The sequence below is a fragment of the Acidovorax soli genome (genome assembly GCF_014207955.1).
Classification (GTDB): domain Bacteria; phylum Pseudomonadota; class Gammaproteobacteria; order Burkholderiales; family Burkholderiaceae_C; genus Acidovorax; species Acidovorax soli_A.
The window spans coordinates 259,706-285,659 of the sequence record NZ_JACHLK010000002.1 but is presented as its reverse complement, the minus strand read 5'-3'; the positions used below and the strand labels follow the sequence as shown (position 1 = coordinate 285,659).

17 protein-coding genes are annotated in these 25,954 nt (G+C 70.1%); 11 read left to right on the top strand and 6 right to left on the bottom strand.

Going from position 1 to position 25,954, the window contains the following annotated elements; all coding sequences use genetic code 11:
* The 4 genes from HNP48_RS05810 to HNP48_RS05795 are packed head-to-tail and all read left to right on the top strand — an operon-like array spanning window position 1 to window position 5,704.
* A complete protein-coding gene (locus HNP48_RS05810; RefSeq protein WP_184855935.1) occupies window positions 1-3,213 on the top strand; it encodes an efflux RND transporter permease subunit in 3,213 nt (1,070 codons plus the stop codon).
* Window positions 3,214-3,235: 22 nt separating this feature from the next.
* Window positions 3,236-3,943 carry a protein-L-isoaspartate O-methyltransferase gene (locus HNP48_RS05805; protein WP_184855934.1) on the top strand — a complete coding sequence of 236 codons (708 nt, stop codon included), beginning with the start codon at window positions 3,236-3,238 and terminating at the stop codon, window positions 3,941-3,943.
* A gap of 25 nt (window positions 3,944-3,968) precedes the next feature.
* On the top strand, window positions 3,969-4,322 hold the full coding sequence (locus tag HNP48_RS05800) for a rhodanese-like domain-containing protein (protein ID WP_007850151.1): 354 nt from the start codon (window positions 3,969-3,971) through the stop codon (window positions 4,320-4,322).
* A gap of 56 nt (window positions 4,323-4,378) precedes the next feature.
* Complete coding sequence (locus HNP48_RS05795) at window positions 4,379-5,704, top strand: TolC family outer membrane protein (protein ID WP_184855933.1); 1,326 nt, start codon at window positions 4,379-4,381, stop codon at window positions 5,702-5,704.
* On the opposite strand, the gene HNP48_RS05790 is transcribed toward HNP48_RS05795, so the two are convergent.
* Window positions 5,694-7,193, bottom strand: a complete 1,500-nt coding sequence (locus tag HNP48_RS05790) for a CYTH and CHAD domain-containing protein (RefSeq protein ID WP_184855932.1) — start codon at window positions 7,191-7,193, stop codon at window positions 5,694-5,696. The two genes, HNP48_RS05795 and HNP48_RS05790, sit on opposite strands and share 11 nt — an antisense overlap.
* A gap of 197 nt (window positions 7,194-7,390) precedes the next feature.
* On the opposite strand from HNP48_RS05790, the gene HNP48_RS05785 reads away from it, so the two are divergent.
* On the top strand, window positions 7,391-9,316 hold the full coding sequence (locus HNP48_RS05785) for a PhoX family phosphatase (protein ID WP_184855931.1): 1,926 nt from the start codon (window positions 7,391-7,393) through the stop codon (window positions 9,314-9,316).
* Window positions 9,317-9,357: 41 nt separating this feature from the next.
* On the opposite strand, the gene HNP48_RS05780 is transcribed toward HNP48_RS05785, so the two are convergent.
* On the bottom strand, window positions 9,358-9,951 hold the full coding sequence (locus HNP48_RS05780) for an outer membrane beta-barrel protein (protein ID WP_184855930.1): 594 nt from the start codon (window positions 9,949-9,951) through the stop codon (window positions 9,358-9,360).
* 204 nt (window positions 9,952-10,155) lie between these two features.
* Between HNP48_RS05780 and HNP48_RS05775 the strand changes: the two genes are divergently transcribed.
* Both HNP48_RS05775 and HNP48_RS05770 read left to right on the top strand, forming a co-directional pair.
* Complete coding sequence (locus tag HNP48_RS05775; protein ID WP_184855929.1) at window positions 10,156-10,842, top strand: response regulator; 687 nt, start codon at window positions 10,156-10,158, stop codon at window positions 10,840-10,842.
* Window positions 10,842-12,251 (top strand): HAMP domain-containing sensor histidine kinase, encoded by a 1,410-nt coding sequence (locus HNP48_RS05770; RefSeq protein WP_184855928.1) that lies wholly within the window; start codon window positions 10,842-10,844, stop codon window positions 12,249-12,251. Before HNP48_RS05775 ends, HNP48_RS05770 begins: the two co-directional genes overlap by 1 nt.
* Before the next feature lie 27 nt (window positions 12,252-12,278).
* Here the strand turns inward: HNP48_RS05770 and HNP48_RS05765 are convergent, their stop codons facing one another.
* The 4 genes from HNP48_RS05765 to HNP48_RS05750 form a co-directional block, all read right to left on the bottom strand.
* A complete protein-coding gene (locus tag HNP48_RS05765; protein WP_184855927.1) occupies window positions 12,279-14,705 on the bottom strand; it encodes a penicillin acylase family protein in 2,427 nt (808 codons plus the stop codon).
* A gap of 440 nt (window positions 14,706-15,145) precedes the next feature.
* Complete coding sequence (locus HNP48_RS05760; protein ID WP_184855926.1) at window positions 15,146-16,486, bottom strand: 3-deoxy-D-manno-octulosonic acid transferase; 1,341 nt, start codon at window positions 16,484-16,486, stop codon at window positions 15,146-15,148.
* Window positions 16,487-16,496: 10 nt separating this feature from the next.
* Entirely contained in the window at window positions 16,497-17,255 is a 759-nt protein-coding gene (locus tag HNP48_RS05755; protein ID WP_260420107.1) for a carbon-nitrogen hydrolase family protein, read from the bottom strand.
* A gap of 61 nt (window positions 17,256-17,316) precedes the next feature.
* Complete coding sequence (locus HNP48_RS05750) at window positions 17,317-18,705, bottom strand: phosphomannomutase/phosphoglucomutase (RefSeq protein ID WP_184855924.1); 1,389 nt, start codon at window positions 18,703-18,705, stop codon at window positions 17,317-17,319.
* 150 nt (window positions 18,706-18,855) lie between these two features.
* Here HNP48_RS05750 and HNP48_RS05745 point away from each other — a divergent pair, with 150 nt between their 5' ends.
* The 4 genes from HNP48_RS05745 (at window position 18,856) to HNP48_RS05730 (ending at window position 25,903) form a co-directional block, all read left to right on the top strand.
* Entirely contained in the window at window positions 18,856-20,445 is a 1,590-nt protein-coding gene (locus HNP48_RS05745; protein ID WP_184855923.1) for a DNA-3-methyladenine glycosylase 2 family protein, read from the top strand.
* A 58-nt stretch (window positions 20,446-20,503) separates the two neighbouring features.
* Window positions 20,504-21,040 (top strand): methylated-DNA--[protein]-cysteine S-methyltransferase, encoded by a 537-nt coding sequence (locus HNP48_RS05740; RefSeq protein WP_184855922.1) that lies wholly within the window; start codon window positions 20,504-20,506, stop codon window positions 21,038-21,040.
* Window positions 21,037-21,963 carry a DMT family transporter gene (locus HNP48_RS05735; protein ID WP_184855921.1) on the top strand — a complete coding sequence of 309 codons (927 nt, stop codon included), beginning with the start codon at window positions 21,037-21,039 and terminating at the stop codon, window positions 21,961-21,963. The genes HNP48_RS05740 and HNP48_RS05735 overlap by 4 nt, the downstream gene beginning before the upstream one ends.
* Window positions 21,964-22,063: 100 nt before the next feature.
* The gene (locus HNP48_RS05730) at window positions 22,064-25,903 is read left to right on the top strand and encodes an EAL domain-containing protein (RefSeq protein ID WP_184855920.1); all 3,840 of its coding nucleotides are present in this window, start codon (window positions 22,064-22,066) and stop codon (window positions 25,901-25,903) included.
* Window positions 25,904-25,954 lie beyond the last annotated feature (51 nt).

Below are 25,954 nucleotides of genomic sequence, written 5' to 3'. Positions count from 1 at the left end.
ATGTGGTTCACCAAGGTCAGTCTCAAAAACCCGGTGTTCGCCACCATGGTGATGCTCGCCATCGTGGTGCTGGGTCTCTTTTCGTACCAGCGTCTCAAGGTCGACCAGTTCCCCAACATCGATTTCCCGGTGGTGGTGGTCACGGTGGACTATCCCGGCGCCTCGCCCGAGATCGTCGAGAGCGAGGTCACCAAGAAGATCGAGGAAGGCGTCAATTCGATTGCCGGCATCAATGCCCTGACCTCGCGCAGCTACGAGGGCATGGCCGTCGTCATCATCGAGTTCCAGCTGCACATCGATGGCCGCAAGGCCGCCGAGGACGTGCGCGAGAAGGTGGCCACGGTGCGCCCCCTGCTGCGCACCGAGGTCAAGGAGCCGCGTGTGCTGCGCTTCGACCCGGCCAGCCGCGCCGTGTGGTCGCTGGCCGTGCTGCCCGATGAGAAAGCCGCCAAGGACGGCGCTGCGGCGCGCAGCGCGGTCGAGCTGACCACCTGGGCCGAGCAGATCCTGAAGAAGCGCCTGGAAAACGTGCGCGGCGTGGGTGCCGTGAACCTGGTGGGCGCCACCAAGCGCGAGATCAACATCTACCTGAACCCGCAGGCGCTCGAGGCCTTCGGCGTCACGCCCGACCAGGTGGCCAGCGCCGTGCGCAACGAGAACCAGGATCTGCCCGTGGGCGCCATCCGCTCGCTGGCGCAGGAGCGCGTGGTGCAGATCGACGCGCGCATGGAGCGGCCCGAGGACTTCGGCCGCATCATCGTGGCGCGCAAGAACGGCGCCCCGGTGCGCCTGGACCAGGTGGCCCGCGTCAACGACGGCGCCCAGGAGGTGGAGAGCCTGGCCCTGTACAACGGCCAGCGCACGCTGCTGCTGTCGGTGCAGAAGTCGCAGGGCGAGAACACCATCGAGGTGGTGGACGGCCTGAACGCCGCCGTGGTCGAGCTGCGCAACCAGTTGCCGCCCGGCGTGCGGCTGGAGACCATCGGCGACAGCGCCCGCCCGATCCGCGTGGCGGTGAACAACGTGCGCCAGACGCTGATCGAGGGTGCCATCCTCACGGTGCTCATCGTCTTTCTGTTCCTGAACTCCTGGCGCTCCACCGTGATCACGGGGCTGACCCTGCCGATCGCGCTGATCGGCACCTTTTTGTTCATGAACATGTTCGGCTTCACCATCAACATGATCACGCTGATGGCGCTGAGCCTGTGCGTGGGCCTGTTGATCGACGATGCCATCGTGGTGCGCGAGAACATCGTGCGCCACGTGCAGATGGGCAAATCGGCCTACAACGCGGCCATGGACGGCACGCAGGAGATCGGCCTGGCCGTGCTGGCCACCACCCTGTCCATCGTGGCGGTGTTCATGCCCATCGGCTTCATGGGCGGCATCATCGGCAAGTTCTTCCACGAGTTCGGCATCACCATCGTCGCGGCGGTGATGATCTCGATGTTCGTGAGCTTCACGCTCGACCCCATGCTGTCGAGCATCTGGCACGACCCGAGCATCCACGGCCATGGCCAGAAGACCGAGCCGGTCACCTTCTACGACAAGACCATCGGCCGCGTCACGGGCTGGTTCGACAGCGCCACCGACGCCCTGGCCGAGGGCTACCAGCACATCCTGCGCTGGTCGCTGGTGCACAAGCTGACCACCATGGCGATTGCCGTGGGCATCTTCGTACTGAGCATCGTCATGGTGCCGCTCCTGGGCACCGAGTTCGTGCCCAAGGCGGACTTTTCCGAGACCTCGATCAATTTCTACACGCCCGTGGGCTCCTCGCTCGAAGCCACCGAGGCCAAGGCGGCCCAGGTCGAGGCCATCCTGCACGAGATGCCCGAGGTGCGCTACACACTGTCCACCATCAACACTGGCAACGCCCAGGGCAAGATCTACGCCAACATCTACGTGCGCCTGGTGGACCGCAAGGACCGCAGCCGCAGCGTGGACGCCATGTCCGACGTGCTGCGCGAGCGCCTGAAGACCGTGCCCGGCATCACCGTCACGCATGTGGGCCTGCTCGATGCCGTGGGCGGCCAAAAGCAGGTGGAATTCTCGCTGCAGGGCCCGGACCTGCAGGAGCTGGAGCGCCTCACGCGCACCGTGACCGAGAAGATCCGCGGCATTCCCGGCCTGGTGGACCTCGATACCAGCGCCAAGCCCAACAAGCCGGTGATCGCCCTCGACATCAAGCGCGATGCGGCCTCGGACCTGGGTCTGTCGGTGGCGCAGATGGCCGCCTCGCTGCGCACCCTGGTGGCCGGCACCACGGTGGGCAACTGGCGCGCACCCGATGACCAGACCTACGACGTGAACGTGCGCCTGGCGCCCGAGGCCCGCACCGCCCCGCAGGACCTGGAGCGCCTGCCCTTTGCCATGGCCGCGGCGGCCGATGGCAGCTCGCGCATCGTGCGCCTGAACCAGGTGGCTGCGGTGAAGGAATCCACCGGCGCCAACCAGATCAACCGCCGCGACCTGACGCGCGAGGTGACGGTCAACGCCAACGTGTCGCAGCGCTCGGCCGGCGAGGTGTCGGCCGACATCAAGAAGGCCCTGGACGAGGTGCACTTCCCGCCCGGCTACCGCTACCAGTTCGGCGGCTCCACCAAGAACATGGCCGAATCCTTCGGCTACGCCATCTCGGCCCTGGTGCTGGCCATCGTCTTCATCTACATGATCCTGGCCAGCCAGTTCAGGAGCTTTCTGCAGCCGCTGGCGCTCATGACCTCGCTACCGCTCACGCTGATCGGCGTGGTGCTGGCGCTCATGATGTTCCGCTCCACCCTGTCGATGTTCTCCATCATCGGCGTGGTGATGCTCATGGGCCTGGTGACCAAGAACGCCATCTTGCTGGTGGACTTCGCCATCCGGGCCCGCGAAGAACACACCGACGACGCCGGCAACACGGTGCCCGGCCTGCCGCGTGCCGATGCCCTGCTGCTGGCGGCCCGCGTGCGCCTGCGCCCCATCCTCATGACCACGCTGGCCATGATCTTCGGCATGGTGCCGCTGGCCTTCGCGCTGTCGGAAGGTTCCGAGCAACGCGCCCCCATGGGCCAGGCCGTGATCGGGGGGGTCATCACCTCCTCGCTGCTCACCCTGGTGGTGGTGCCGGTGGTGTATTGCTACATGGACGATCTGGCGCGTTGGGCCCTGGCGCGCATGGGTCGCGGCCAGGTGTCGCCCAAGGCCTCTAAAATCGAGGGTTTGTCCTGACACCCGCCCCACGGAGAATTCCATGACCCTGCCCCTGAACACCTCGGCCAACCCCAACGATCCCATCGCCCAGGCCCGCTACAACATGATCGAGCAGCAGATCCGCCCCTGGAACGTGCTCGACGCCGACGTGCTCGACCTGCTGGCCGTGGCGCGCCGCGAGGAATTCGTGCCCCCTGCCTACAGCAGCATGGCCTTCATGGACATCGAAGTGCCGCTGCTCGGCAATGCCGAGGAGGCCGTGCAGGCCGGCCACAGCATGCTGCAGCCCCGCGTGGAAGCCCGCGTGCTGCAGGACCTGGCCATCAAGCCGACCGACCGCGTGCTGGAGATCGGCGCCGGCTCCGGCTACATGGCCGCCCTGCTGGCCGCCCGTGCCCAGAGCGTGGTGTCGCTGGAAATCGTGCCCGAACTGGCAGAAATGGCCCGCGAAAACCTGCTCAGCGCCGGCGTGCAGAACGCCGAGGTGCGCCTGGCCGACGGCTCGCAGGGCGCCAGCGACGGCCCCTTCGACGTGATCGTGCTCAGCGGCTCCGTGGCCGAAGTGCCCACCGCCCTGCTCTCGCAGCTGCGCGACGGTGGCCGCCTGGGCGCCATCGTGGGCAACGAGCCCGTGATGCGCTTCACCCTGGTGCGCCGCAGCGGCGACCGTTTCGAGACCACCTCACCCTGGGACACCACCGCGCCACGCCTGGTGAACTTCCCCGAACCTTCCAGCTTCACGTTCTGACCCGCTTTTTTCTGGAGTTTTTTGCATGATCGAGCACATCCGCCCCGCCCAACTCGCCGCCTGGTTCGCCACCGCCCCCGATGGCAGCCGGCCCGTGGTGCTGGATGTGCGCGAGCCCTGGGAACTGCAGACGGCCAGCGTGCGCGCTGACGGGTTCGAGCTGGTGGCCATCCCCATGGGGCAGCTCACGGGCCGCCTGGCCGAACTCGATGCCGCCCGCGACGCGGGCACGCCCATTGCCTGCCTGTGCCACCACGGCGCCCGCAGCCTGCGCGTGGCAGCGTTCCTGGAGCAGCAAGGGTTCGAGCGCCTGGCCAACATCAGCGGCGGCATCGACGCCTGGTCGCACGAGAACGACCCGGCCGTCCCCCGCTATTGAGGCCCGCACCGTCTCCTTCGTCCCCTCCGACATGCAGATCTTCCTGAAAGGCATCCATGACCTCGTTCCGGCTACTTCCCCTGTCATTGGCGCTGGGCGCTGCCTTGTGCGCCCCCGCACAGGCCCAGAGCCTGATGGAGCTGTTGGAGTCCGCGCGCACCTATGACACGGCCTGGCAGTCGGCCCGGCTGCAGCTCGATGCCGCGGCGCGCCGCGCCGACCAGGCCCGCGCCGGCCTGCTGCCCAGCGCCGGTCTGTCGGCGGGTGTTTCGCGCGCCAACACTGACGTGAGCCGCCCGCCGGTGGAGCGCACCGCCACCACCCAGACCCTGGGCGTGAATGCCTCGCAGCCCCTGTACCGCCCGGCCAACCGCATCAACCTGGAACAGGCGCAGCGCGGCGTGGACGTGGCCCAGGCCCAGCTCGACGCCGCCAGCCAGGACCTGCTGGTGCGTGTGAGCCAGGCCTACTTCGACGTGCTGGCCGCACAGGACACGCTGACCTTCGTGCAGGCGCAGAAGGCCGCCGTGTCGGAACAGCTGGCTTCGGCCAAGCGCAATTTCGAGGTCGGCACCTCCACGGTGACCGATTCGCGCGAAGCCCAGGCCCGCTACGACCTGGTGATCGCCCAGGAGATCGCGGCCGAGAACGACCTGCGCGTGAAAAAGCTCGCGCTCGACCAGCTCGTGGGCGTCACGGGCTCCCAGCCCAAACCCCTGGCCCTGCCGCTGCAGTTGCCCCCGGTGCAACCCGACAATGTGATCACCTGGGTGGATACGGCCCGTGAGCAGCAGCCCGGCGTGCGCCAGGCCCAGATCGCCCTGGACATCGCGCGCCTGGAGACGAAAAAGGCCGAAACCGGCCATCTGCCCACGGTGGACCTGCAGGCCGGCTACAACATCCAGCGCAACCCCACGGGCACCATCACGGCGCCGGGCATCAACAGCCGCACCAACAATGCCAGCGTGGGCCTGGCACTGAACCTGCCGCTGTTCGCCGGCTTCTCGGTGCAAAACCGCATCAAGGAAACCCTGGTCCTGGAAGAAAAGGCCAGTGCCGACCTGGAGACCACGCGCCGCAACGTGGCGCAGGCCACGCGCACGGCCTTCTTCGGCGTGCAGTCGGGCCAGGGCCAGGTGCAGGCCCTGCAAGCCGCCGAGGCATCGAGCCAGAGCGCCCTGGACGCCAACAAGCTGGGCTACCAGGTGGGCGTGCGCATCAACATCGATGTGCTCAACGCCCAGAGCCAGCTGTTCCAGACCAAGCGCGACCTGGCCCAGGCACGCTACAACGTGCTCCTGGGCACGCTCAAGCTGCGCCAGGCCGCCGGCACGCTGACCCTCGAAGACGTGCGCGCCATCAACGCACTGCTCACCCCCTGAGCAAACGGGGGGCCTCCCCCAGCCGGGCCAGGGCTTTTCGGGTGGCCTTGGCCGAGGCCCCGCGCCGGGCCGCCAGCCAGCCCACGCCGAACCAGGCCCTGGGGTCCCTGGCGGCCAGGTCGCGGTACAGCGCGCTGGCCACCTGCTCGTCGTGGAGCCGGCCCAGGGCCGACAAGGCCGGCTGCAGGCTCTGCAGGAATGCGCTGCCCTCCCCTTCGAGGGCCGGTGCCACGAACTCCGCCAGAAAGCGCAGCCGCTTCAGGCGCTTGCGCACCCGGTGCTGTGCCTCGCCCGGCAAGGACTCGAAACGGCGCGCATCCTGGTGGATCTTCTTGCGCAGCGCATCCAGCCGCTGCTGCAGGTAGCGGCGCGCGCCGGCCGCGCCCAGCACTTCTTCCTCTGCCAACGGTACTGCGGCCTGCGCGGTGAAGCCCATCAGGGCGATGAGGACCGACTGGAAATCGGGGCTGCTGATGATGTGCAGCGGCGATGGCCCCGGGGCGGCGGCCGGCTGCGCCCCGGCCGGGGGCGCGCCAGCGTCCCGCAGTTCTGCGCCTATCGCTTGCAGCGCCTGCTCCTGGTCGCGCAGCCGGCCCAGGCTGCGGAAGGCCGCGACCAGCGGCGCTTCCCAGGCCGGGTCGAAGCGCCCCGGCGCCAGCGCGTCGAGTTCGCGCAAGGCCGTGCGCAAGCGGCGGATGCCGATGCGCAGCTGGTGCACATGCTCAGGCCCTGCCGAGCCCTCGACGATCTCGCTGGCATTGGCCAGCACCTGTGCCAGGCAATTGGACAGCACCGCGCGCTGCAGGCCCGGTCCCTTGAGAAACTGCTTGCGCGTGCCGCTGGCCACCATGGGCCGCGCCTTGACCGCCGGCCGGGCCCATTGGGCGGCCATGAGCCGCTCGCCGCGCTCGGCCTTGGACACCGTGTTCAGCACCAGGCCATGCTGCGCCGCCCACTGGGTGGCGACTTCGACGAGGCCGGCCACCGGCCCCTCCTTGAGCTCCAGTTCCAGCTCGCACACGGGGGTCTGCCTTTCCTGTGCCGTGCCGCCATGCGCCACGATGCGGCCGAAGTCGAAGGCCAGCTCGACGACGCCGCCACGGAAGGCCAGGTCGCGCAGGGTGCGGTCGATCTCGGTGCGGTAGGTCTCCAGCAGCGGGCCTTGCGCGCTGTCCAGCGCCGCGCGCAGGCGCTCGCCGGCCTTGCTGCCCGCATGCAGGGCCGGGCGTGCCAGCGCTGGCGGGGCGTCGAGGCGGACGTTGTGCTCCTCGCGGTCCAGCGGCCCGTCGCCCAGGGCCTTGACGGTCTGCACCCACTGCCCGCCCTCGTTGCGCAAGCGCAGCGCGATGCCGCGCGATGACAGGGCCTTGTCGGCGGTATCGAAATAGCGCGCCTCCAGGCGGATCGCGCTGGACGCGCCGCGGCGGGCAGCCGCCTTCACGGCGGCCAGGCGCTTGGGCGCAATGGTGAACTTGAACTCGACTTCCATGGTGTCTTCTCGGGGAGGCGGGGCGTGCCAGGGAACTGCCTGTCATCAAACCGCCATTTTTGAAACCTAAGCTGCTGGCCCCAGGCGTGGCCACGCCGCATGGGCTCCATGCCACAGCGCGCAGGAGCCGCGTTGGCAGCATTGTCTCCCGGCCGCCCCAGAAGAAATCCAGTTTCCCACCCCACCGAAAGAGTTTCATGGCCAAAGACTTCGCCACGATGGAAGACAGCAACCGCTCGGGCAACCCGAGCATCCACGAGGTCTCGGCATTGCGCCGCCGCACCCTGCTCGGCGGTGGGCTGGCCTCGGCCGTCGGCGGCCTGCTGGCGCCATTGGCCGCCGCGTCCCTGCCCGGCTGCGCCAGCGGTACCGGCATGCCCAGCGGCCCGCTGCTGGGCTTCAAGAGCGTGCCCATCGGCACGGCCGACCGCATCGTGGTGCCCGAGGGCTATGTGGCCCAGGTCATTGCGCCCTGGGGCGACCCGGTGGGCCTGTCGGGCGAGAACCCGGCCTTCAAGGAAGACGGCAGCAACACCGCCGCCGAACAGGAGGCGCAGTTCGGCATGCACCACGACGGCATCCACTTCTACGCCCAGGAAGGCAGCCGCCAGGGCCTGCTGGTCATGAACCACGAGTACACCGACGACGGCCTGCTGCATGCCGACGGCATGAAAACCTGGACGGCCGAGAAGGTGCGCAAGTCGCAGGCCGCGCACGGCGTCTCGGTGGTCGAGGTGGCGCAAAAGGCCGATGGCCAGTGGGAGGTGGTGCGCCCCTCCCCCTGGGCCCGCCGCATCACCGCCCGCACGCCCATGGCCTTCGGCGGCCCCGCCGCCGGCCATGCCCTGCTGCGCACCGCCGCCGACCCGGCCGGCATGCGCCCGCTGGGCACCCTGAACAACTGCGGCAGCGGCATCACGCCCTGGGGCACTTACCTGACCTGCGAAGAGAACTTCATCAACTACTTCAAGGGCCCGGACACGCCCAACGCCCACGAAACCCGCTGGGGCCTGCGCAAGGGCGAGCCGGCCGGCTACCGCTGGAGCGAGCACGACGAGCGCTTCGACGCGAGCAAGCACCCCAACGAACCCAACCGCTTCGGCTGGATCGTGGAGATCGACCCCTTCAACTTCAGCTCCACCCCCGTCAAGCGCACGGCCCTGGGCCGTGCCGCGCACGAAGGGGCCACCGTGGCCGTCACCAAGGACGGCCGCGCCGTGGTCTATTCAGGCGAAGATTCGCGCTTCGAGTACATCTACAAGTTCGTGAGCCGCGACAAGATCCGCCCAGGTGGCGCGCGCGAGAACGCCGAGCTGCTGGACCATGGCACGCTGTACGTCGCCAGGTTCAACGCCGACGGCAGCGGCCAGTGGCTGCCCCTCACCCATGGCCAAGGCCCGCTCACGGCCGCCAACGGCTTTGCCGACGCCGGCGAGGTGATGGTCAAGACGCGCCAGGCCAGCGACCTGCTGGGCGCCACCAAGATGGACCGGCCCGAATGGATCGCCGTGGGCAAGGACGGCGCCGTCTACTGCACGCTGACCAACAACAGCAACCGCGGCGGCAACGGCCAGCCCGGCGTGGATGCCGCCAACCCGCGCGCCAACAACAGCATGGGCAACATCATCCGCTGGAAGGAAACCGGTGATTTCGATGGCGCGCGCTTCCAGTGGGACCATTTCATCCTCGCGGGCGACCCGGCCAACGAGCGCGCAGACGCCAAAGGCAGCGTCAAGGGCGACATGTTCGCCTGCCCCGACGGCCTGTGGGCCGACCACCGCGGTGTGCTCTGGGTGCAGACCGACATGTCGACCTCGGCCATGGGCAAGGGCGATCTGGCGCGCATGGGCAACAACGCCATGCTGGCTGCAGACCCGCGCACCGGGGAGATCCGCCGCTTCCTGGTGGGGCCCTCGGGCTGCGAGATCACCGGCGCCACCATGGCGCCCGATGGCAAAACCCTGTTCATCAACATCCAGCACCCGGGCGAAAGCCCGAGCGAGCGCAGCGACCCTGCCGAGCCGCGCAAGTTCTCCAACTGGCCCGAGCACCGCGCCGCAGGCCGGCCGCGTTCGGCCACGGTGGTGATCCGCAAGGCCGATGGCGGGGTGGTAGGCACCTGAGGCCTGGGGAGCGGTGGGTCGCCCCCTGTTCAGCCCCGCCGTCAGAAGCTGGCGCGCAGCCCGACCGTGACCAGGCCGCCCTTGGCGGCCCGCGAGAGCTTGCCGAAATGGTCGTAGTCGGCGGTGATGGCGAGGTTGCGCGAGAGCCCATACTCCACGCCGCCGCCCAGCATCAGCCCGCGCTCGCGCCCGATGGGGTTGGCACTGGCCGACAGGACGTTGTGGCCCGATACCCGCCCCTGGGCAATGCCGGCGCGGGCGTTGATCGCTATGGCATCGGTGATCGGAATGCGTCCGGTGGCTGCGGCATAGAACACGCGGCCCTTGCCCTGCTGCTCGACCTCGGCCCCGCCCTGGCGCACCCGCTCGCTGAACTGGCCCAGTTGCGCATAGCCGGCTTCGATCCCGAAGTGCTCGGTGAAGCGCAGGCCGCCATAGAGCTTGAGGCCGGTGCCGGAAGTGTCCTTGCTGGCCACCGGCGCGCCGGGATCGGCCAGCCGGTAGCGCGAGACGCCTGCCGCGCCGCCGACGTACAGGCCCGTATGGGGCGCCGGTTCGGCGGCCTGGGCGTTGCCGGTCATGGCTGTGCACAGTGCCAGGGGCACGAGCAGCGACGCGATCGATGATTTCTGCATGTCAGGTTTCCTGTGGTGGTTCCGTTGAAAAAAGTGGCTGGCAACCCCTGCCGCGCAGGGCGGGCTGCGGCTCCAGCACCCCTGCAGTGTTCTTTGCGCACCTGAACGCGGGCTTGGCTTGGCTGAAGACAAGCTGAAGGGCCGAGCTGTCTGCTCGCAGATACTTGCCCTTTTTGGAAGGCGACACGCCACGAGGGAAGGCCCATGAGACTGCTGCTGGTGGAAGACGATCTGGACCTGGGCAACGGCATACGCATCGCCCTGGCCGACCAGGGCCTGGACGTGGTCTGGGTGCGGCGCCTGGACGATGCCCGGCGCGAGCTGGCCAGCGGCCTGTTCGACATGGCCATCCTGGACCTGGGGCTGCCCGATGGCGACGGGCTGGAGCTGCTGCAGGCCCAGCGCCGCAACCGCCAGCGCCTGCCGGTGCTGATCCTGAGCGCGCGCGACAGCCTCAACGACCGGCTGCAGGGCCTGGACCATGGGGCGGACGACTACCTCGTCAAGCCGTTTGCGCTGGCCGAACTGCTGTCGCGCGTGCGCGCCCTGGCACGGCGCAGCTATGGCCTCGACGACGAGACCCTGCGCCTGCGCGGCCTGGCCCTGCACGAACCGACCCGCCGCGCCAGTGTGGAAGGCCGGCCGGTGGAGCTGTCACGCTGCGAGTTCGACCTGCTGGCCCTGCTGCTCAAGCGCGCGGACCGCGTGGTGACGCGCCGCCTGCTGGAAGAGCAGGTGCTGCCGGGCGGGCCGGACAATGGCAGCAACGCGCTGGAGGTGCATGTCTCCAACCTGCGCCGCAAGATCGGGCCGGGCTTCATCCGCACGGTGCGCGGCATTGGCTACGTGGTGGATGCCCGGCCGCTGCCCGACACCGGAGGGGGAGCCTGATGCGCCGCGCGCTGGCACGGCTGCGGCGCTGGCTGCAGCCTTCGCTGGGCCGCCGGCTGCTGCTCGCGCAGATCGCGGTGATGCTCGTGCTGTGGACGACGCTGGTGGGCGCCCTGCTGCTGGCGGCCCATGGCGACAATGACCTGTTGAACAGCGACCCGGTCTTCGACCTGGCCTTGTCGATCACCGACAAGCTGGCCCATGACCCGGCCCGCCAGGCCGAGGCGCTGCGCGACTTCGACAAGGCCCTGCGCACCGAGTATGGCGACGGCGAAGAGGACGGCAGTTTCGCGCCGGTACTGTTCGTCTGGCACAAGGGCGAGGCCATCTACCGCTCCCCACCCGCTGCGCAACTGGTGCGCAACCGGCAGATCAACACGGTGGAGGACGTGCAGGTCGATGGCAAGACCTGGCGCATGCGCACCCGCCGCTCAGCAACGGCGGACACCGAGGTGGCGATCGCCATACCGGACCTGCCGCGCCTGCTCATCACCTTCAATTCGCGCGGCTACTACATCCTGCCGCTGCTGGTGAGCCTGCCCTTCCTGGCGTTTCCGGCCTGGTGGTCGGTGCGGCTGGCCCTGCGGCCCTGGCGGCGCGCGAGCGAGGAGATCGCCACGCGCGGCCCCGGCGATCTGGCCCCCCTGCAGTTCCAGCCGCGCCATGCCGAGCTCAAGCCCTTTGTGCGCAGCATCAACACCCTGCTCTCCCGGGTGCGCAACAGCGCCGAACGCGAGCGCGCGCTGATCGCCGACGCGGCCCATGAGCTGCGCACGCCACTGGCGGCCATGCGCGTCAACGTGGAGGCGCTGCACCAGCAGTCCACCGACCCGCGCCAGCGCGAACTCATGGACAGCCTGCTGCGCAGCAATGAACGCGCGACGCGCATGGTGGCGCAGCTGCTGCAGCTCATGCGCAGCGACGCCACGGCCGACGCCGGCATGCCCTCTTCCCTGCGCCTGGACACGCTGGTGCAGGACCGCCTGGCGGAGTTCGACGGCCTGGCGGCAGCCGCCGGGGTGGAGCTGGAGCTTGTGGCCACAGGGCCGGTCACGGTGTCCGGCGACCGCGAAGGCCTGGTGTCCCTGGTCGACAACCTAGTGGACAACGCCATCAAGTACAGCCCGCGCGGCGGAACCGTGCACGCAGCGCTCGAGCGCACCGGCACCGAGGTGCTGCTCAGCGTCTCCGACCAGGGCCCCGGCATTGCGGTGCAGTGGCGCGAGCGCGTGTTCGACCGGTTCTTTCGCGTGCCCGACCAGGTGCAAAGCGGCAGCGGCCTGGGCCTGGCCATCGTGCAGAACGTGGCGGCCCGCCATGGCGGCCGTGCCAGCCTGCACGAGGGCGCCGGCGGCGGGCTCCTGGTGCAGGTGGCCCTGCCCCTGGCGCCAGGCCAGGGCAGCGATTGATCCGCCTGGTGCCGGCATGCCGCCCCCTCACTCCGCGATCACACTGCGCGATACCCCGGGCTGGGCATCGATCTGCGCGCGCGTGAAGGGCAGATCGACCCATTCGCGCCGGGCAAAGCGCTCGGTCTGGTCGGCAGACCAGGCGGAAGCCGGGTTGGAGGATTGCGAGTAGGCCAGGATCGCCCGGGCGCGCGGCCCTTCGGCCGTGAACCCCACCGCCTGCAGGTAGCTCGTGCCCAGCAAGGCTTCACGCTGGCCATTGCCCGTGGTATCGAGGCTCCCCACGACGTTGTAGATGCCCAGCTCCTCCACCCCGCCCGGCACGGGGATGCGGCGCCCGCCCCGTGTCACCCCCTGGATGTCACCCCAGCGCTGGCCCGGCGCCCAGCCGCGCGCGGCCACGTTGCGCACGGCCGCCTCCATCGCCGCGCGGACCTGCTCGGCCACCGCGGGCTGTTCCACGCGCAGGCCGCGCGGGGTGTTCACCGGATCGGCAGGATCGAAGGCCACGCGCCAGACGTCGGGCGCCAACCCCAGGAACGACAGCGCAAAGTCTTCCAGATAGCCATAGCCGATGCCGGCATCGAGGCCGGCGGTCCGGTCCCAGGCGGCAAGCGCCGAGCAGGCCTGGCGCAGCTCGGCAGAGGGGGCGCCCATGCGGCTGCCCCCGGGGCACAGCGAAAGCATGTCGTCCAGCACCAGCTCGGCCAGGTAAGAGCGGTTGTCGAGCACCATGGCCTGCACCTGGTCCTGCGACACGCGCCGGGTGGGCAGGCCATTGCGTGGCTGCAGCGCGGCCTGCAGCCAGGCCAGGCCCTGGCGGGTGCGCAAGCCCTGCGGTGCGTCCGCCACGCTGAGCAGCGGTGAAAAGCCCGTGAGTGGCGCCGCGGGGTTGGTCAGCCAGGCACTGTCGTTGGCGTTGTGCACATAGTCGCGCCGCTCCAGCACGGGCAGGCTGCGGCCGGCGAAGATGCCGGGCTGCGGCGCCGCGGGGTCGCTCGCCCACTGGCAGCGGGCCGTGTCGCCACGCAGCAGCGCGGCCGGCAACTCGGCCAGGGCTTCATCCGTGGAGGCCGGGCGGCAGTCCTGCAGCAGTTGCGCAGAGACATTGGGCGTGGGCGTTGCGCTCATGAACAGGGCGCGCCCCGCGGCATCCACCGCCAGCGTGTTGTTCCAGGGGTTGCCCACGATGCGCAGCACCGCCTCCTTCATCTCGGCGAGCGAGCCAGCCTGGTTCATGGCCAGCCACTGGTCCGCCAGGCGGTGGTTGTCGGTGTTGGCATCGCGCACGGCATAGGCATGGCGGCTGTCCCAGGGCAGTTGCGGGTGGGCAATGACCGTGCCGAAGTCGGTGGCGTAGTAGGTGTGCTCATGCACCGCAATGCGCCCGTCGGGCTGCAGCACCTCCACCCGCAAGGCCTTGCGCTCCATGGGCTTGCTGCGGCCATCCACCACGTAGCGGGTGGGGTCGGCCGGGTCCAGCTGCAACTGGTGGAAGGCGATGCGCGCCGCCGTGTTGGTGGTGTGCGTCCAGGCGAAATCGCGGGTGAAGCCGATTCCCACCATCGGCAGGCCGGGCAGGCTTGCGCCCATCACATCCATGCGGCCGGGAATGCGCAGGTGCAGCTGGTACATGCGCATCACGCCGTTCCAGGGGAGATGGGGGTTGCCCAGCAGCAGGCCGCGCCCGTTGTCGGTGGCGTCGCTGCCCAACGCCATGGCATTGCTGCCCGTGACGGGCTTGCGCAGCAGGGACTGCAGTGACGGGGCATGCCTGGAGGCCTGCGCGGCCTGGCTGCCGCGTCCGGGTGGCGCGGCCTGGGCGAGGAAGGGCGCCATGTCGGCGATGCCGTTCATGGCCCCATAGTCGCGCATCAGGCGCACCAGGTCGGTGTCGTCCACCGCCCGCACCCAGGCCTGGCCCTTGCAATCCGCCGGCAGGCCTGCGGCCCCGGTTTCGCGCAGGTAGCGGTTGTAGCCCGCGGCAAAGCCCTTGAACAGCGACTTGACCGGTGCGCTGTAGGCACTCCATGCGGCCCGCAACTGGGCCTCATCGTTGTGGTAGCGGTAGAACAGGTCGGAGGTGAGGTTGGAGGCCAGCGTGCCCTGCCCCGCTTCGGGCGCGTCCCCCGCGCCAAAATAGCGCGAACGCTCGCCCCGCACGGTGACGAAGTGCTCCGCCAGCAGGCAGAAATTGTCCTGGGCATAGGCATATCCCACCCCGTAGCCGATGCCTTTTTCGTCCTCGGCCTCGATGTGGGGAATGCCATGGGCGGTGCGGCGGATCTCGGCCTTGTAGCCGCCGCCGGCACTGCCGCCCTCCGTCCCACCACCACCGCCACACGCGGCCAGTGCCGCGGCGGTGCCGATGCCAAGGCCCAGCCACCAGACCCGGCGGCGCCCTGGGGTGCCAGCCTGCGCCGAGGGCCGGGAATGCAAATTCTGAAGATTCATGTCGTACCTGGTTGGAGTCGACCGCAGCCCTTTGCTGCGGTCTCCCGGCACGATAGGAAGCCAGGCTTCGCGCAAGGTGAAGCCTGGCTGAAGAAATGCTGAAGGCCCCGGTCAGGGACATCGGGTCAGCCGCTCACAGCAGCTCATACGGATTTGCGTTCGACCGTACAACCATGCGAGAAGCCCTAGACAGTGCTGTAGCACGGCAAGGCGGACCACGACGTTCGACGGTTGAAGGCGGAGTCGTATCAGCTATTCATTGCGCAAAGCGCCACCCGCGACGCATGAAACTGGCGCGGCCCAAGCCAGTGCCCCCGCGCAAGGGCCGCCCCGCCGCGAAGGCGGCGTATCCAGCGCATGCGCTGGGGGCGTCCCCCTCCCGACTCGCGTAGCGAGGAGAGAGAGGGGGAAGGCGCGAAGCGCCTCAGGGGGTGTTCACTTCAAACATCAGAGTCTTCGAAGCGTCCCACCGTGCGCCGGCGCACCAATTGCAGCAGTTCACGCACGGTGGCGCGGGCGGCGCCCCGGTGCTGGCGCGCAAAGCGGGTCGCGCGCTCGCTAGCGGCCGCCTGCTGTGCCGGGTCGCGCACCAGCTGCACGGCCTGCGCGACGCCGGCCGTGAGGTCGGGCACGCGCTGCGCCGCACCGGCGGCGCAGGCCAGTTCGGCGGCCTCGGCAAAATTGAAGGTGTGCGGGCCCAGCACCACGGGGCAGCCGCAGGCTGCTGCCTCGATGAGGTTCTGCCCGCCCAGCGGCGCGAAGCTGCCGCCCAGCAGCGCCACATCGGCCATGCCGTAGTACAGGGCCATCTCGCCCAGCGAGTCACCCAGCCACACATCGGCCGGCTCGGGCAGCAGGCTCCAGGTGCTGCGACGCGACACCGTGAGGCCGGCGGCCTCGAGCAGCTGCTGCACCGCGTCGAAGCGCTGTGGATGCCGCGGCACGATCAACCACTGCACGGGCTGCGCCGCATCGGTGCGCGAGGTGCTCCAGGCGCGGATCGCGTCCAGCCACAGCGCCTCTTCGCCTTCACGGCTGCTGGCCAGCATGGCCACGGGGCGCAGCGCCTGTACGCGCCAGGCACGCCCGAGCTCGAGCTGGGCCACGTCGGGCACCACGTCGAACTTGAGGTTGCCGAACACGCCGTGCACCTGCGCGCCGATGGCGTGCAGGCGATCGGCATCGTCCTCGGTCTGGGCGTACACGGCCGCGAGAGCCCCATAGGCCGGGCGCGCCAGCGGCGACACCCGCCGCGCCTTGCGCAGCGAGTGTTCGTTGAAACGGGCATTGGCCAGCACCAGCGGCACACCGCGCCGGCGGCAGGCGGCCACCAGGTTGGGCCAGACCTCGGTCTCCATCAGGATGCCAATGGCCGGGCGGAACTGGCGCAGGAAGCGCAGCACGGCACCCTGCGTGTCCCAGGGCAGCCAGACCTGCACATCACCGGCCTGCAGCAGCTTTTCTCCCTCGGCCCGGCCCGTGGCCGTGCCATGCGTGAGCAGCAGGCGCATGCCGGGCAGTTGCGCACGCAGCTCGGCCAGCAGGATGGCGGCAGCGCGGGTCTCGCCCAGCGACACCGCATGGATCCAGACGAACTGGCCCAGCGGATCGGTGCTGCTGTGCAGCACCAGGCTGTCGATGGGCTGCGGGTAGCGGCCAAAGCGCTCGCCCACCGCAACGGCATAGCCGGGCTCGGCGGCGGCGCGGCGGCGCAGCTTGCGGCGCAGCAGCGGCTGGGCCGCCCAGGTGACCATGGAATAGAGAGCGCGCGCGGTGGTCATGCGGGTTGCCTCATGGCGCGGCGATTTCGACCACACGGCCTTGCCATGCACCGCCCTCGCGGGACGCCATGACCAGGCAGGCTCCCACGCCAGGGGCGGCAACCACCTGCTCGCCGCCAGGCGCCCAGAAAGCGCTGCGGCCCGCACAGGTGTACCCGCCCGTGGAGGCGCCATGGTTGGCCATCAGCACGGCCAGCCCGAGGTCTGCGGCATAGCCCTGCAGCTGGCCGGAGTCCTTGGCGTAGCCGCCTTCGGAGATCACCGAGCCGCAGGCATACAGCAAGGCACCGCCGTCGAGAGCCGCCCGGGCGTGCTCCGGGTGCGTGGTGTCGGCGCACACGGCCAGCGCCGTGGGCTGGCCCGCGAGCGGGCGCACATGGAAGTCTTCGCTGCCGGCACTGGCGAACTGCTCCTCGCCGGGGTGCAGGTAGCGCTTGCGGTACAGGGCGGCGCTGCCATCGGCCTCGAACACCCAGGCGCCGATGGCGGGCTTGCCGCCCGGCGTGACCGGGGCCGCAGGGGCGCCCACCACCAGTGCCATGCCGGTGGCGCGGGCCGCTTCGCGCAGGGGCGCGAGCACGGCATCGTCGGCGCCAAGCACCAGGTCCGCGACCAGCGCGGGCTCATAGCCGGTGAGCGAAAGCTCGGGAAACACCAGCAGCTGCACACCGTGCCGGGCTGCTTCGCGCACCATGGACAGGTGCGACTGCACATTGGCCTGCACCTGGCCAGGCACGGAAATCGATTGCGCCGCGGCGACGCGCAGCAAGGGAGACAAGAGAGTAGTCAAGGAAAGCGCGTTCGAAAAAGGAGGGGGAGAGGCCCCGGACTCAGTGGGCGGCCGCGCCCAACTGCGCATCGGGCTTGACCTTGTGCAGCAGCGCCAGCATGGCGGCCTCGATGCGCGAGAGCGCCTCCTCGGTGTGCCCCTCGAAGCGCAGCACCAGCACCGGCGTGGTGTTGCTCGCGCGGATCAGGCCGAAGCCGTCCGGCCAGTCCACGCGCAGCCCGTCGATGGTGTTGACCTGGGCCGGTGCGCTGAAGCTGCCGGCCGCCAGGGCCTGCAGCTCGGCCGTGAGGCGGTGCGGCTCGCCCTCGGCACAGGCGACATTGAGCTCGGGCGTCGAAAAGCTCGTGGGCAATGCGTTGAGCACGGCGCTCGGGTCGGCATGGCGGCTCAGGATCTCGAGCAGGCGGCAGCCCGCGTAAGTGCCGTCGTCGAAGCCGTACCAGCGCTCCTTGAAGAAGATGTGGCCGCTCATCTCGCCGCCCAGGGGCGAGTCGAGCTCCTTCATGCGCGCCTTGATCAGCGAGTGGCCGGTCTTGAACATCACCGGCACGCCGCCTGCGGCCGCAATGGCCGGCGCCAGGCGCTGGGTGCACTTCACGTCGAACAGGATGTTGCCGCCGGGCACGCGCGTGAGCACGTCCTGGGCGAACAGCATCATCTGCCGGTCGGGGAAGATATTCACGCCGTCGCGCGTGACGATGCCCAGGCGGTCGCCATCGCCGTCGAAGGCCAGGCCCAACTCGGCATCGCTGCCCTGCAGCGCGGCGATCAGGTCGCGCAGGTTCTCGGGCTTGCTCGGGTCGGGATGGTGGTTGGGGAAATTGCCATCCACCTCGGAGAACAGTTCGATCACCTCGCAGCCCAGGGCGCGGAAGATGGCCGGGGCCGTGGCACCGGCTATGCCGTTGCCGCAGTCGACCACGATCTTGAGCGGACGGGCCAGCTTCACGTCGCCCACGATCCGGTCGCGGTAGGCGGGCAGCACATCCACATGGCGCACGCTGCCGCCCGCGGCCAACTGCCAGCTTTCCTGCTCCATGGTGCGGCGCAGGGACTGGATTTCCTCTCCATAGATGGCGCGGCCATTGAGCACCATCTTGAAGCCGTTGTAGTCGCGCGGGTTGTGGCTGCCGGTGACCTGGATGCCGCTGGTGCACAGGGTGCTGGCCGCAAAGTACAGCAAGGGCGTGGTGACCATGCCCACGTCGATCACCTCGATGCCTGCTTCCACCAGCCCCCGGATCAGCGCGGCCGACAGGGCCGGGCCGGACAGGCGGCCATCGCGGCCCACGGCGACCGTGGTCTGGCCTTCGGCGCGGGCGGCCGAGCCAAAGGCGCGGCCCAGGCCCAGGGCGACTTCTTCGTTCAGGGTCGACGGCACGATGCCGCGGATGTCATAGGCTTTGAAAATGGCGGGCGTGGGTTGCACGTGGGGGGCCTTTGCAGTGAGCGTTGGAACAGAGCGCTGGATTGTAGGGGGCGCCCCCTGCAGCTCCAGGCAAGGATCGTAACCACGTTGGCAGGGGCATATGTCCGAAAACGGCCAGCCCGGATGCAGGCGCGACCTATCATTCCCTCCATGCCCAGCCCCCTGCCCTCTCCCGGCCAGCCCACCATCACCACCGATACGGTGGCGGATGACGAAGGCCGCTACCTGGCCCTGCAGACCCGTGATGCCCGCTTCGATGGGCGCTTCTTCACGGGGGTGACCTCCACCGGCATCTACTGCCGGCCCGTGTGCTCGGTGCGCACGCCGCGGCGCGAGAACTGCCGCTTCTTCGCCATGGCGGCCCAGGCCGAGAGTGCGGGTTTTCGCCCCTGCCTGCGCTGCCGGCCCGAGATGGCCCCCCAGTCCCTGGCCTGGTCGACGCAGGACGCCTCGGACATCCTGGTGCGCGAGGCGGTGCGCCTGCTCGATGCGCCCGAGGGCTGGGCCCGCAACCCCACGAGCGATGGCCAGGGCGCCACCGTGGCCCGCCTGGCCGAGCGCCTGGGCGTGAGCGACCGGCACCTGCGCCGCATCTTCGAGGCGGCCCTGGGCGTCTCGCCGCTGCAGTACCTGCAGACCCGGCGCCTGCTCACGGCCAAGCAGTTGCTGACCGATACACCGCTGCCCGTCACCCAGGTGGCGCTGTCCAGCGGCTTTGGCAGCGTGCGCCGCTTCAATGCGGCCTTTGCCGAACACTACGGCCTGAACCCCAGCCAGCTGCGCAAAAGCGGCAGTGCCCAGGGCGCCACCCGCACGGGCACGCTGCGCCTGGCCTACCGCCCGCCGCTGGATGTACCGGCGCTGCTGGCCTTCTTCGAGCGGCGCCGTTTCCTGGGCGTGGAATGGGTGCAGCAGGAAGGCGATGGCGCCCCCGCCCTGCGGCGCACGGTGCGCCTGTCGCCCGCCGTGACGGGAGCCATGGAAGTGACCGGCTGGCTCAGCGCGCGCTTCGACACCACCCGCCACCAGGTGCTGCTGCAGACCAGCGACAGCCTGTACCCGGTGCTGCCCGTGGTGATCGCGCGGGTGCGCGCCATGCTGGACCTGGATGCCGACCCGGGCGCCATCAATGCCGTGCTGCACCAGCGCTTTCCCGAAGGCGACGGCCTGCGCGTGCCTGGCGCCTTCGACGGCTTCGAGCTGGCCGTGCGGGCCGTGCTGGGCCAGCAGATCACCGTGGCCGCCGCCCGCACCCTGGGCCAGCGCCTGGTGGAGCGCCTGGGCGAGCCCATCGAGACGCCCTGGCCTGAGCTCAGCCGCCTGTTCCCCCCGCCCGCCGTACTGGCCCGGGCCGAGGGCGACACCCTGGGCCAGATGGGCATCGTGCGCCAGCGCCAGGCGGCCATCGTGGCGCTGGCGCGCGCGGTGGACAGCGGCGCCCTGGCCCTGCATGCGGGCGCCGATGTGGCCGCGACCACCACCGCCCTGTGCGCCCTGCCCGGCATCGGCGACTGGACGGCGCAATACATCGCCATGCGCGTGCTGCGCTGGCCCGACGCCTTCCCGGCCGGCGACGTGGCGCTGCACAAGGCCCTGGGCGTGCAGGGCCAGAAGCACCCGGCCCGCGCCGCCACCGAGGCCTCGGCCGCCTGGCGCCCCTGGCGCAGCTATGCCGTGCTGCGCGCCTGGGCGGAACTGCCCCTGCCCGCAACGGCAGCCCGGCAGGCATCCCCCGCCTGACATGGCCGCGGCCCATCTGCACCTACAGCACCTACATATAGAAAGAACCTCCGCTTCCATGCAATTCCATCCCGCCACGGTGCAATCGCGCGCCGACTCCCCGCTGGGCGCCGTGCGCCTGGCGGCTTCTCCCCAGGGCCTGGTCGGCCTGTGGTTCGATGGCCAACGGCACCAGCCCACGCCCCTGCTCGACGGCCCCGGGGCCTGGCCCGAGGTAAGCGGCCATGCCCTGATGCAGGAGGCCGCGGGCCAGCTGCAGCAGTTCCTGCGCAGCGAACGCCGCGCGTTCGACCTGCCGCTGGACCTGTCGGGCGGCACCAGCTTCCAGCAGGAGGTCTGGCGCGCGCTGCTGGCCATTGGCTGCGGCGCCACCTCCACCTATGGCGACCTCAGCCGCGGCCTGGGCCGCCCGCGCGCGGTGCGTGCCGTGGGCGCGGCCGTGGGACGCAACCCGATCAGCGTGGTCGTGCCCTGCCACCGCGTGCTGGGCGCCGACGGCAGCCTCACCGGCTATGCCGGCGGCCTGGAGCGCAAGGGCGCCCTGCTGGCCATCGAGGGCGCGCGCCCGCGCACGCTGGACCTGCTGGCGGCATGAGCGATTCCGCCACCCGCCCCGTCTCCGCCTGGATCGGCGAGTTTGTGCTGCTGGCCTCGCTCTGGGGCGCCTCCTTCCTGTTCATGCGCATGGGCGCCTCGGAATTCGGGCCCCTGCCCACGGCCGGGCTGCGCGTGACCCTGGCAACACTGTTCCTCTGGCCCATCCTGCTGCGCCAGGGCCACTGGCCCGCGCTGCGCCAGCACTGGCGGCCCATCATGCTGGCCGGCATCATCAATTCGGCGATTCCGTTCGCGCTGTTTTCCTGGGCCGTGCTGCACATCGCCACAGGCCTGAGCTCCATCCTCAACGCCACCGTACCCCTGTTCGGCGCACTGATCGCCTGGGTGTGGCTGGGCGACCGCATCGGACGCCTGCGCTGGCTGGGCCTGGCGCTGGGCTTCCTGGGGGTGGCCTTGCTGGCCTGGCGGGCCCCGGCCGGCACGGGCTTCAAGACCGACCAGGCGCACTGGGCCATCGGCGCCTGCCTGCTGGCGTCGGCGTTCTATGGCCTGGCGGCCAGCTTCGCGCGCACCCATCTGGCGGGCATCCCGCCGCTGGCCACCGCCACGGGCAGCCAGCTGGGCGCCGCCCTCGGGCTGGCGCTGCCCACCCTTTGGCTGTGGCCGGCGCAGATGCCGGGCCCGCGCGCCTGGGCGGCCATCGTGGCCATGGCGGTGCTGTGCACGGGCATCGCCTACATCCTGTACTTTCGCCTCATCGCCCACGCGGGCCCGAGCCGGGCGCTGGCCGTGACCTTTCTCACCCCGGTGTTCGCGGTGCTCTACGGCGCCCTGTTCCTGCAGGAACGCATCACCCTGTGGATGCTGGGCTGCGCCGCGGTCATCGTCACCGGCACGCTGTTGTCAACCGGGCTTGTCAGGACGCGTGCACCGGCCTGGGGGGCTGCGGAACGGCCCTAAACTCGGTGCATGGTTCCTGCGCCGGTTTTTCATCTGCTGACATGCTTTGCCGCAGGGCCCTGGCTGAACGCCCCGGCGCAGGGGGCCGGCCACGGCCACCATGGCGCATAACACCCTGCTCGCCGGCAGCCTGTTGCTGCTGCTGACCGTCCTGGGCCTGGCCCTGTTGCCGCCCCGGGAGGTGCTGGCGCCCTCCCGGCGCACCGAGTGGCTGGCCGGCCTGGCGGGGGGCCTGGTGTCGGCTGCCATGCTGGCCGTGCTCAACCTCCAGCCCAGCGGCACCGGCCTGGTGGCCTACCCCACGGCCACCGCCTTCGTGGCCCTGTGCTTTGGCGTGCGCGCCACCGCCCTGTGTGCCGGACTTTCCTTTCTGGTGGCCACCTGGATCCAGGGCGCGCCCTCACCCGCAGGGGCGCTGGTACTGGCCGGCGCCTGGGCCTGCGGGGCCCTGTGGCGGCAGGTGGCCCTCCACCGGGGCCAACGCAGCTGGCCGGAAATGCTGGGCCTGGCGCTGAGCCTGCCAGTGGTCAGCGGCCTGCTGCTCACGGCAGCGGGCGCGCAGGCGGAGGGCCCCACGCTGGCGAGCTGGTGGGAAAACCTGCCCTGGCAGCATGGTACCGGCATCCTGGTGCTGGGAAGCTGCCGCCTGCTGCTGATCAGCAAGGCCCAGTCGATGGACGCCGAGGAGTCGACCCACCGGGCCCTGGGCCAGCGCGAGCAACAGTTGCGCATGGCGCTCGACTCCCTGAACGGCGGGCGCTGGGAATGGGATGTGGACACGCGCAAGTTCCGCTGCGAAGGCAGCTTCTACGCGCAGTTCGGCCTGGGCGACGAGGCGCTGCAGGCACCGGACCTGTGGCAGCGCTGGTACGACCTGCGCCACCCGGTGGACCGGGAGCGCAATGCCGCCAAGCTCGCGCGCGCCATGGATGGGCTCGAAGACACCTACGAAGCCGAGTTCCGTGTGCGCGATACCTCCGGCCGCTGGCGCTGGCTGATGTCGCGCGGCATGGTGTCCTTGCGCGATGCCGCGGGCAAGCCCTTGCGCCTGATCGGCATGGACGTGGACATCTCCGCCCACCGCGAGACCCAGCAGGCACTGCGCGACTCCGAGGCCAAGTACACCTCGTTCTACCAGACGCTGCCCGACCCGGCGGGCATCAGCCGCGTCTCGGACGGCCGCTATCTCGATGTGAACCCGGCGTTCTGCGAGATGTTCGGGCTGCCGCGCGACCAGGTGGTGGGCCGCACCTCGACCGAACTCACCATCTGGGCCACCGATGGGGAGCGCAAGCGCCTGCTGGACGCCTACCAGCGCCACGGCAAGGTGGACCGCCTGCCCCTGGTGGCCCAGCGGCGTGGCGTGCGCATCCCGGGGCTGATGTCGGCACGGTCCGTGCTTGTGGATGGCGAAAACTGTTTCGTCTTCGTTTTTCACGACATGTCCGAGGCCCAACGCACCAGCGACGAGTTGCGCGCCCTCAACAGCCTGCTGCAGCAGGCGGGCCGGCTGGCGCGCCTGGGCGCCTGGGAAGACGTGCGCGGCAAGGGCCTGGTCTACTGGTCGGACGTGTGCTTCGACATCCACGGCATGCCGCCCGGCTCTCCCCTGCCGACCGACTACATCGACCGCATGGTGGCGCCCGCCTACCGCGAGACGCTGCGCAACCATTTCCGCGCGAGCATCCTCGATCGCGCCGAATGGAGCCTGGAGCTGGAGGTGATCCACGCCGATGGCCACCTGCTGTGGGTGCGCGCCCGGGGCGAGCCCGTCATCGAGAACGGCCGCGTGACGCGCGTGCGCGGGGTCATGCAGGACATCGACGCGGCCAAGCGCGCCACCGAGCGCCTGCGCCAGTCCGAAGAGCGCTTCTCGCGCATCTTCCAGCTCATGCCCTTCCCCATGGGGCTGTCGCGCCGCAGCGATGGCCAGTACCTGGACGTGAACCCGGCCTGGGAAGCCTTGCTGGGCATACCGCGCAGCGAGGCCGTGGGCCGCACTGCCGTGCAACTGGGCATCTTCACCCCGGAAGAGCGCCAGCAGCTGATACAAGCCTTCGAGCGCGGAGACCCCCAGACCAGCCACGAAGTGACGCTCAATGCGCGCCCGGGCAACCGGCTGACCGTGCTGCAGTCCATGCGCCCCATCGATTTCGATGGCGAGCCCTGCTGGCTGTTCTCGGTGCACGACATCACCGACCGCAAGCGCCAGGAAGAGCAGGTCCGCGAGCGCGAGGAGCTGCTGTCGCTGACCATCTCTGCCGCCTCGCTGGGCCTGTGGGACTGGGACCTGGAGCGCGGCACCATCACCGGCGACAGCCGCTGGGCCGCCATGCAGGGCAAGAACCCCGGCCCGATCGCCCAGACCTCGATGCAGTGGACCAGCGCGGTGGCGGCAGACGACATCGACCGCATCACGGCCGAAGTGGCGCGCCATGCGGCACGGCCGGCCACGCCGTTCGACGCGACCTGGAAGGTGCCCGCCCCGCACGAGGGCACGCGCTGGGTGCGCAACCTGGGCAAGATCGTGAGCTTTGGTGCGGGCGGCCAGCCGCAGCGCATGCTGGGCGTGGCGCTCGATGTGACGCCCCAGCGCGAGCAGGAGGTGCTGCTGCAGAAGCTGGCGCACTTCGACGCCCTGACCGGCCTGCCCAACCGGGTGCTGCTGGCGCGCCGGCTGCAGGAATGCCTGGACCAGGCGCGCGAGCGCGGCACCCAGCTCGGCGTCGGCTACCTGGACCTCGATGGCTTCAAGCCCGTGAACGACCGCCTGGGCCATGGCGCGGGCGACCGCCTGCTGGTGATGGTGGCGGGCCGCCTGACGCGCGCCCTGCGCCCCGGTGACAGCGTGGCCCGACTGGGCGGCGACGAGTTCGTGATGCTGCTGCCCGACCTGGCCGACACCGCCGAATGCGAACGCATGCTCTCGCGGGTGATGGAGAACATCTCCGCCCCCTACGCGCTCGATACCGAGCGCGTGGTCGTCACCGCCAGCATCGGCTACACCGTGTTCCCGCTGGACGAGGCCGATGCCGACACCCTGCTGCGCCATGCCGACCAGGCCATGTACGCGGCCAAGCAGGCCGGCCGCAACCGCTTCCACCAGTTCGATGCCGCACAGGAGCGGGCCCTGGTGGCGCAGCGCGAGCAGGGCAAGCACCTGCAGGAGGCCATTGCGGGCGCCCAGTTCATCCTGCACCTGCAGCCCAAGGTCGACATGCGCAGCGGCGCGGTCGTGGGCGCCGAGGCCCTGTCCCGCTGGCAGCACCCCGAGCGCGGCCTGTTGCCGCCGGGCGCCTTTTTGCCGCTGCTGGAGGGCACCGAACTGGAGATCGGCTTCGGCCAGTGGGTGGTGGGGGCGGCGCTGGACCTGCTCAGGCAACTGAACGGCCATGGCCTGGCCCTGCCGCTGAGCATCAACATCTCGGCCCTGCACCTGCAGCACCCGGGCTTTGCCGACTGGATGGCCCGGATGCTGGCCGAGCGCCCCGACCTCGATGCGCGCCAGGTCGAGATCGAGATCACCGAAAGCGCCGCGCTCTACGACATCAGTGCGGTGGCGGCGACGCTGACGCGGCTGCGCGAACTGGGAGTGAGCGTGTCGCTCGACGACTTCGGCACCGGCTACTCGTCGCTGACCTACCTGAGGCGCCTGCCCATGGACACGCTCAAGATCGACCAGAGCTTCGTGCACGGCATGATGGGCGACCCGGGTGACCTGGCCATCGTGCAGGGCGTGATCGGCCTGGCGCGCTCCTTCGGCTACCGCGTGATCGCCGAGGGCGTGGAAACCATCGAGCAGGGCCAGATGCTGCAGCAGCTGGGCTGCGCCCAGGCCCAGGGCTACTGCATTGCCCGGCCCATGGCCCTGGAGCAGTTCGTGGAATGGGCGGCCCAGTGGCAGACGCCGGCAGGCTGGCAGCGTTCACGGCCGCACTGAGCACCGCTGCAAGCGGTGGCACACTGCAGCCTTTTGTCCGCCCCCCCGCTG

Bases quoted from the DNA above. Each gene is read 5' to 3' on its own strand.
- HNP48_RS05765 (WP_184855927.1), bottom strand. From the start codon at position 14,705: ATGAATCTTCAGAATTTGCATTCCCGGCCCTCGGCGCAGGCTGGCACC.
- HNP48_RS05770 (WP_184855928.1), top strand. From the start codon at position 10,842: ATGCGCCGCGCGCTGGCACGGCTGCGGCGCTGGCTGCAGCCTTCGCTG.
- HNP48_RS05785 (WP_184855931.1), top strand. From the start codon at position 7,391: ATGGCCAAAGACTTCGCCACGATGGAAGACAGCAACCGCTCGGGCAAC.
- HNP48_RS05775 (WP_184855929.1), top strand. From the start codon at position 10,156: ATGAGACTGCTGCTGGTGGAAGACGATCTGGACCTGGGCAACGGCATA.
- HNP48_RS05810 (WP_184855935.1), top strand. From the start codon at position 1: ATGTGGTTCACCAAGGTCAGTCTCAAAAACCCGGTGTTCGCCACCATG.
- HNP48_RS05805 (WP_184855934.1), top strand. From the start codon at position 3,236: ATGACCCTGCCCCTGAACACCTCGGCCAACCCCAACGATCCCATCGCC.
- HNP48_RS05745 (WP_184855923.1), top strand. From the start codon at position 18,856: ATGCCCAGCCCCCTGCCCTCTCCCGGCCAGCCCACCATCACCACCGAT.
- HNP48_RS05735 (WP_184855921.1), top strand. From the start codon at position 21,037: ATGAGCGATTCCGCCACCCGCCCCGTCTCCGCCTGGATCGGCGAGTTT.
- HNP48_RS05780 (WP_184855930.1), bottom strand. From the start codon at position 9,951: ATGCAGAAATCATCGATCGCGTCGCTGCTCGTGCCCCTGGCACTGTGC.
- HNP48_RS05760 (WP_184855926.1), bottom strand. From the start codon at position 16,486: ATGACCACCGCGCGCGCTCTCTATTCCATGGTCACCTGGGCGGCCCAG.
- HNP48_RS05790 (WP_184855932.1), bottom strand. From the start codon at position 7,193: ATGGAAGTCGAGTTCAAGTTCACCATTGCGCCCAAGCGCCTGGCCGCC.
- HNP48_RS05800 (WP_007850151.1), top strand. From the start codon at position 3,969: ATGATCGAGCACATCCGCCCCGCCCAACTCGCCGCCTGGTTCGCCACC.
- HNP48_RS05740 (WP_184855922.1), top strand. From the start codon at position 20,504: ATGCAATTCCATCCCGCCACGGTGCAATCGCGCGCCGACTCCCCGCTG.
- HNP48_RS05730 (WP_184855920.1), top strand. From the start codon at position 22,064: ATGGCGCATAACACCCTGCTCGCCGGCAGCCTGTTGCTGCTGCTGACC.
- HNP48_RS05795 (WP_184855933.1), top strand. From the start codon at position 4,379: ATGACCTCGTTCCGGCTACTTCCCCTGTCATTGGCGCTGGGCGCTGCC.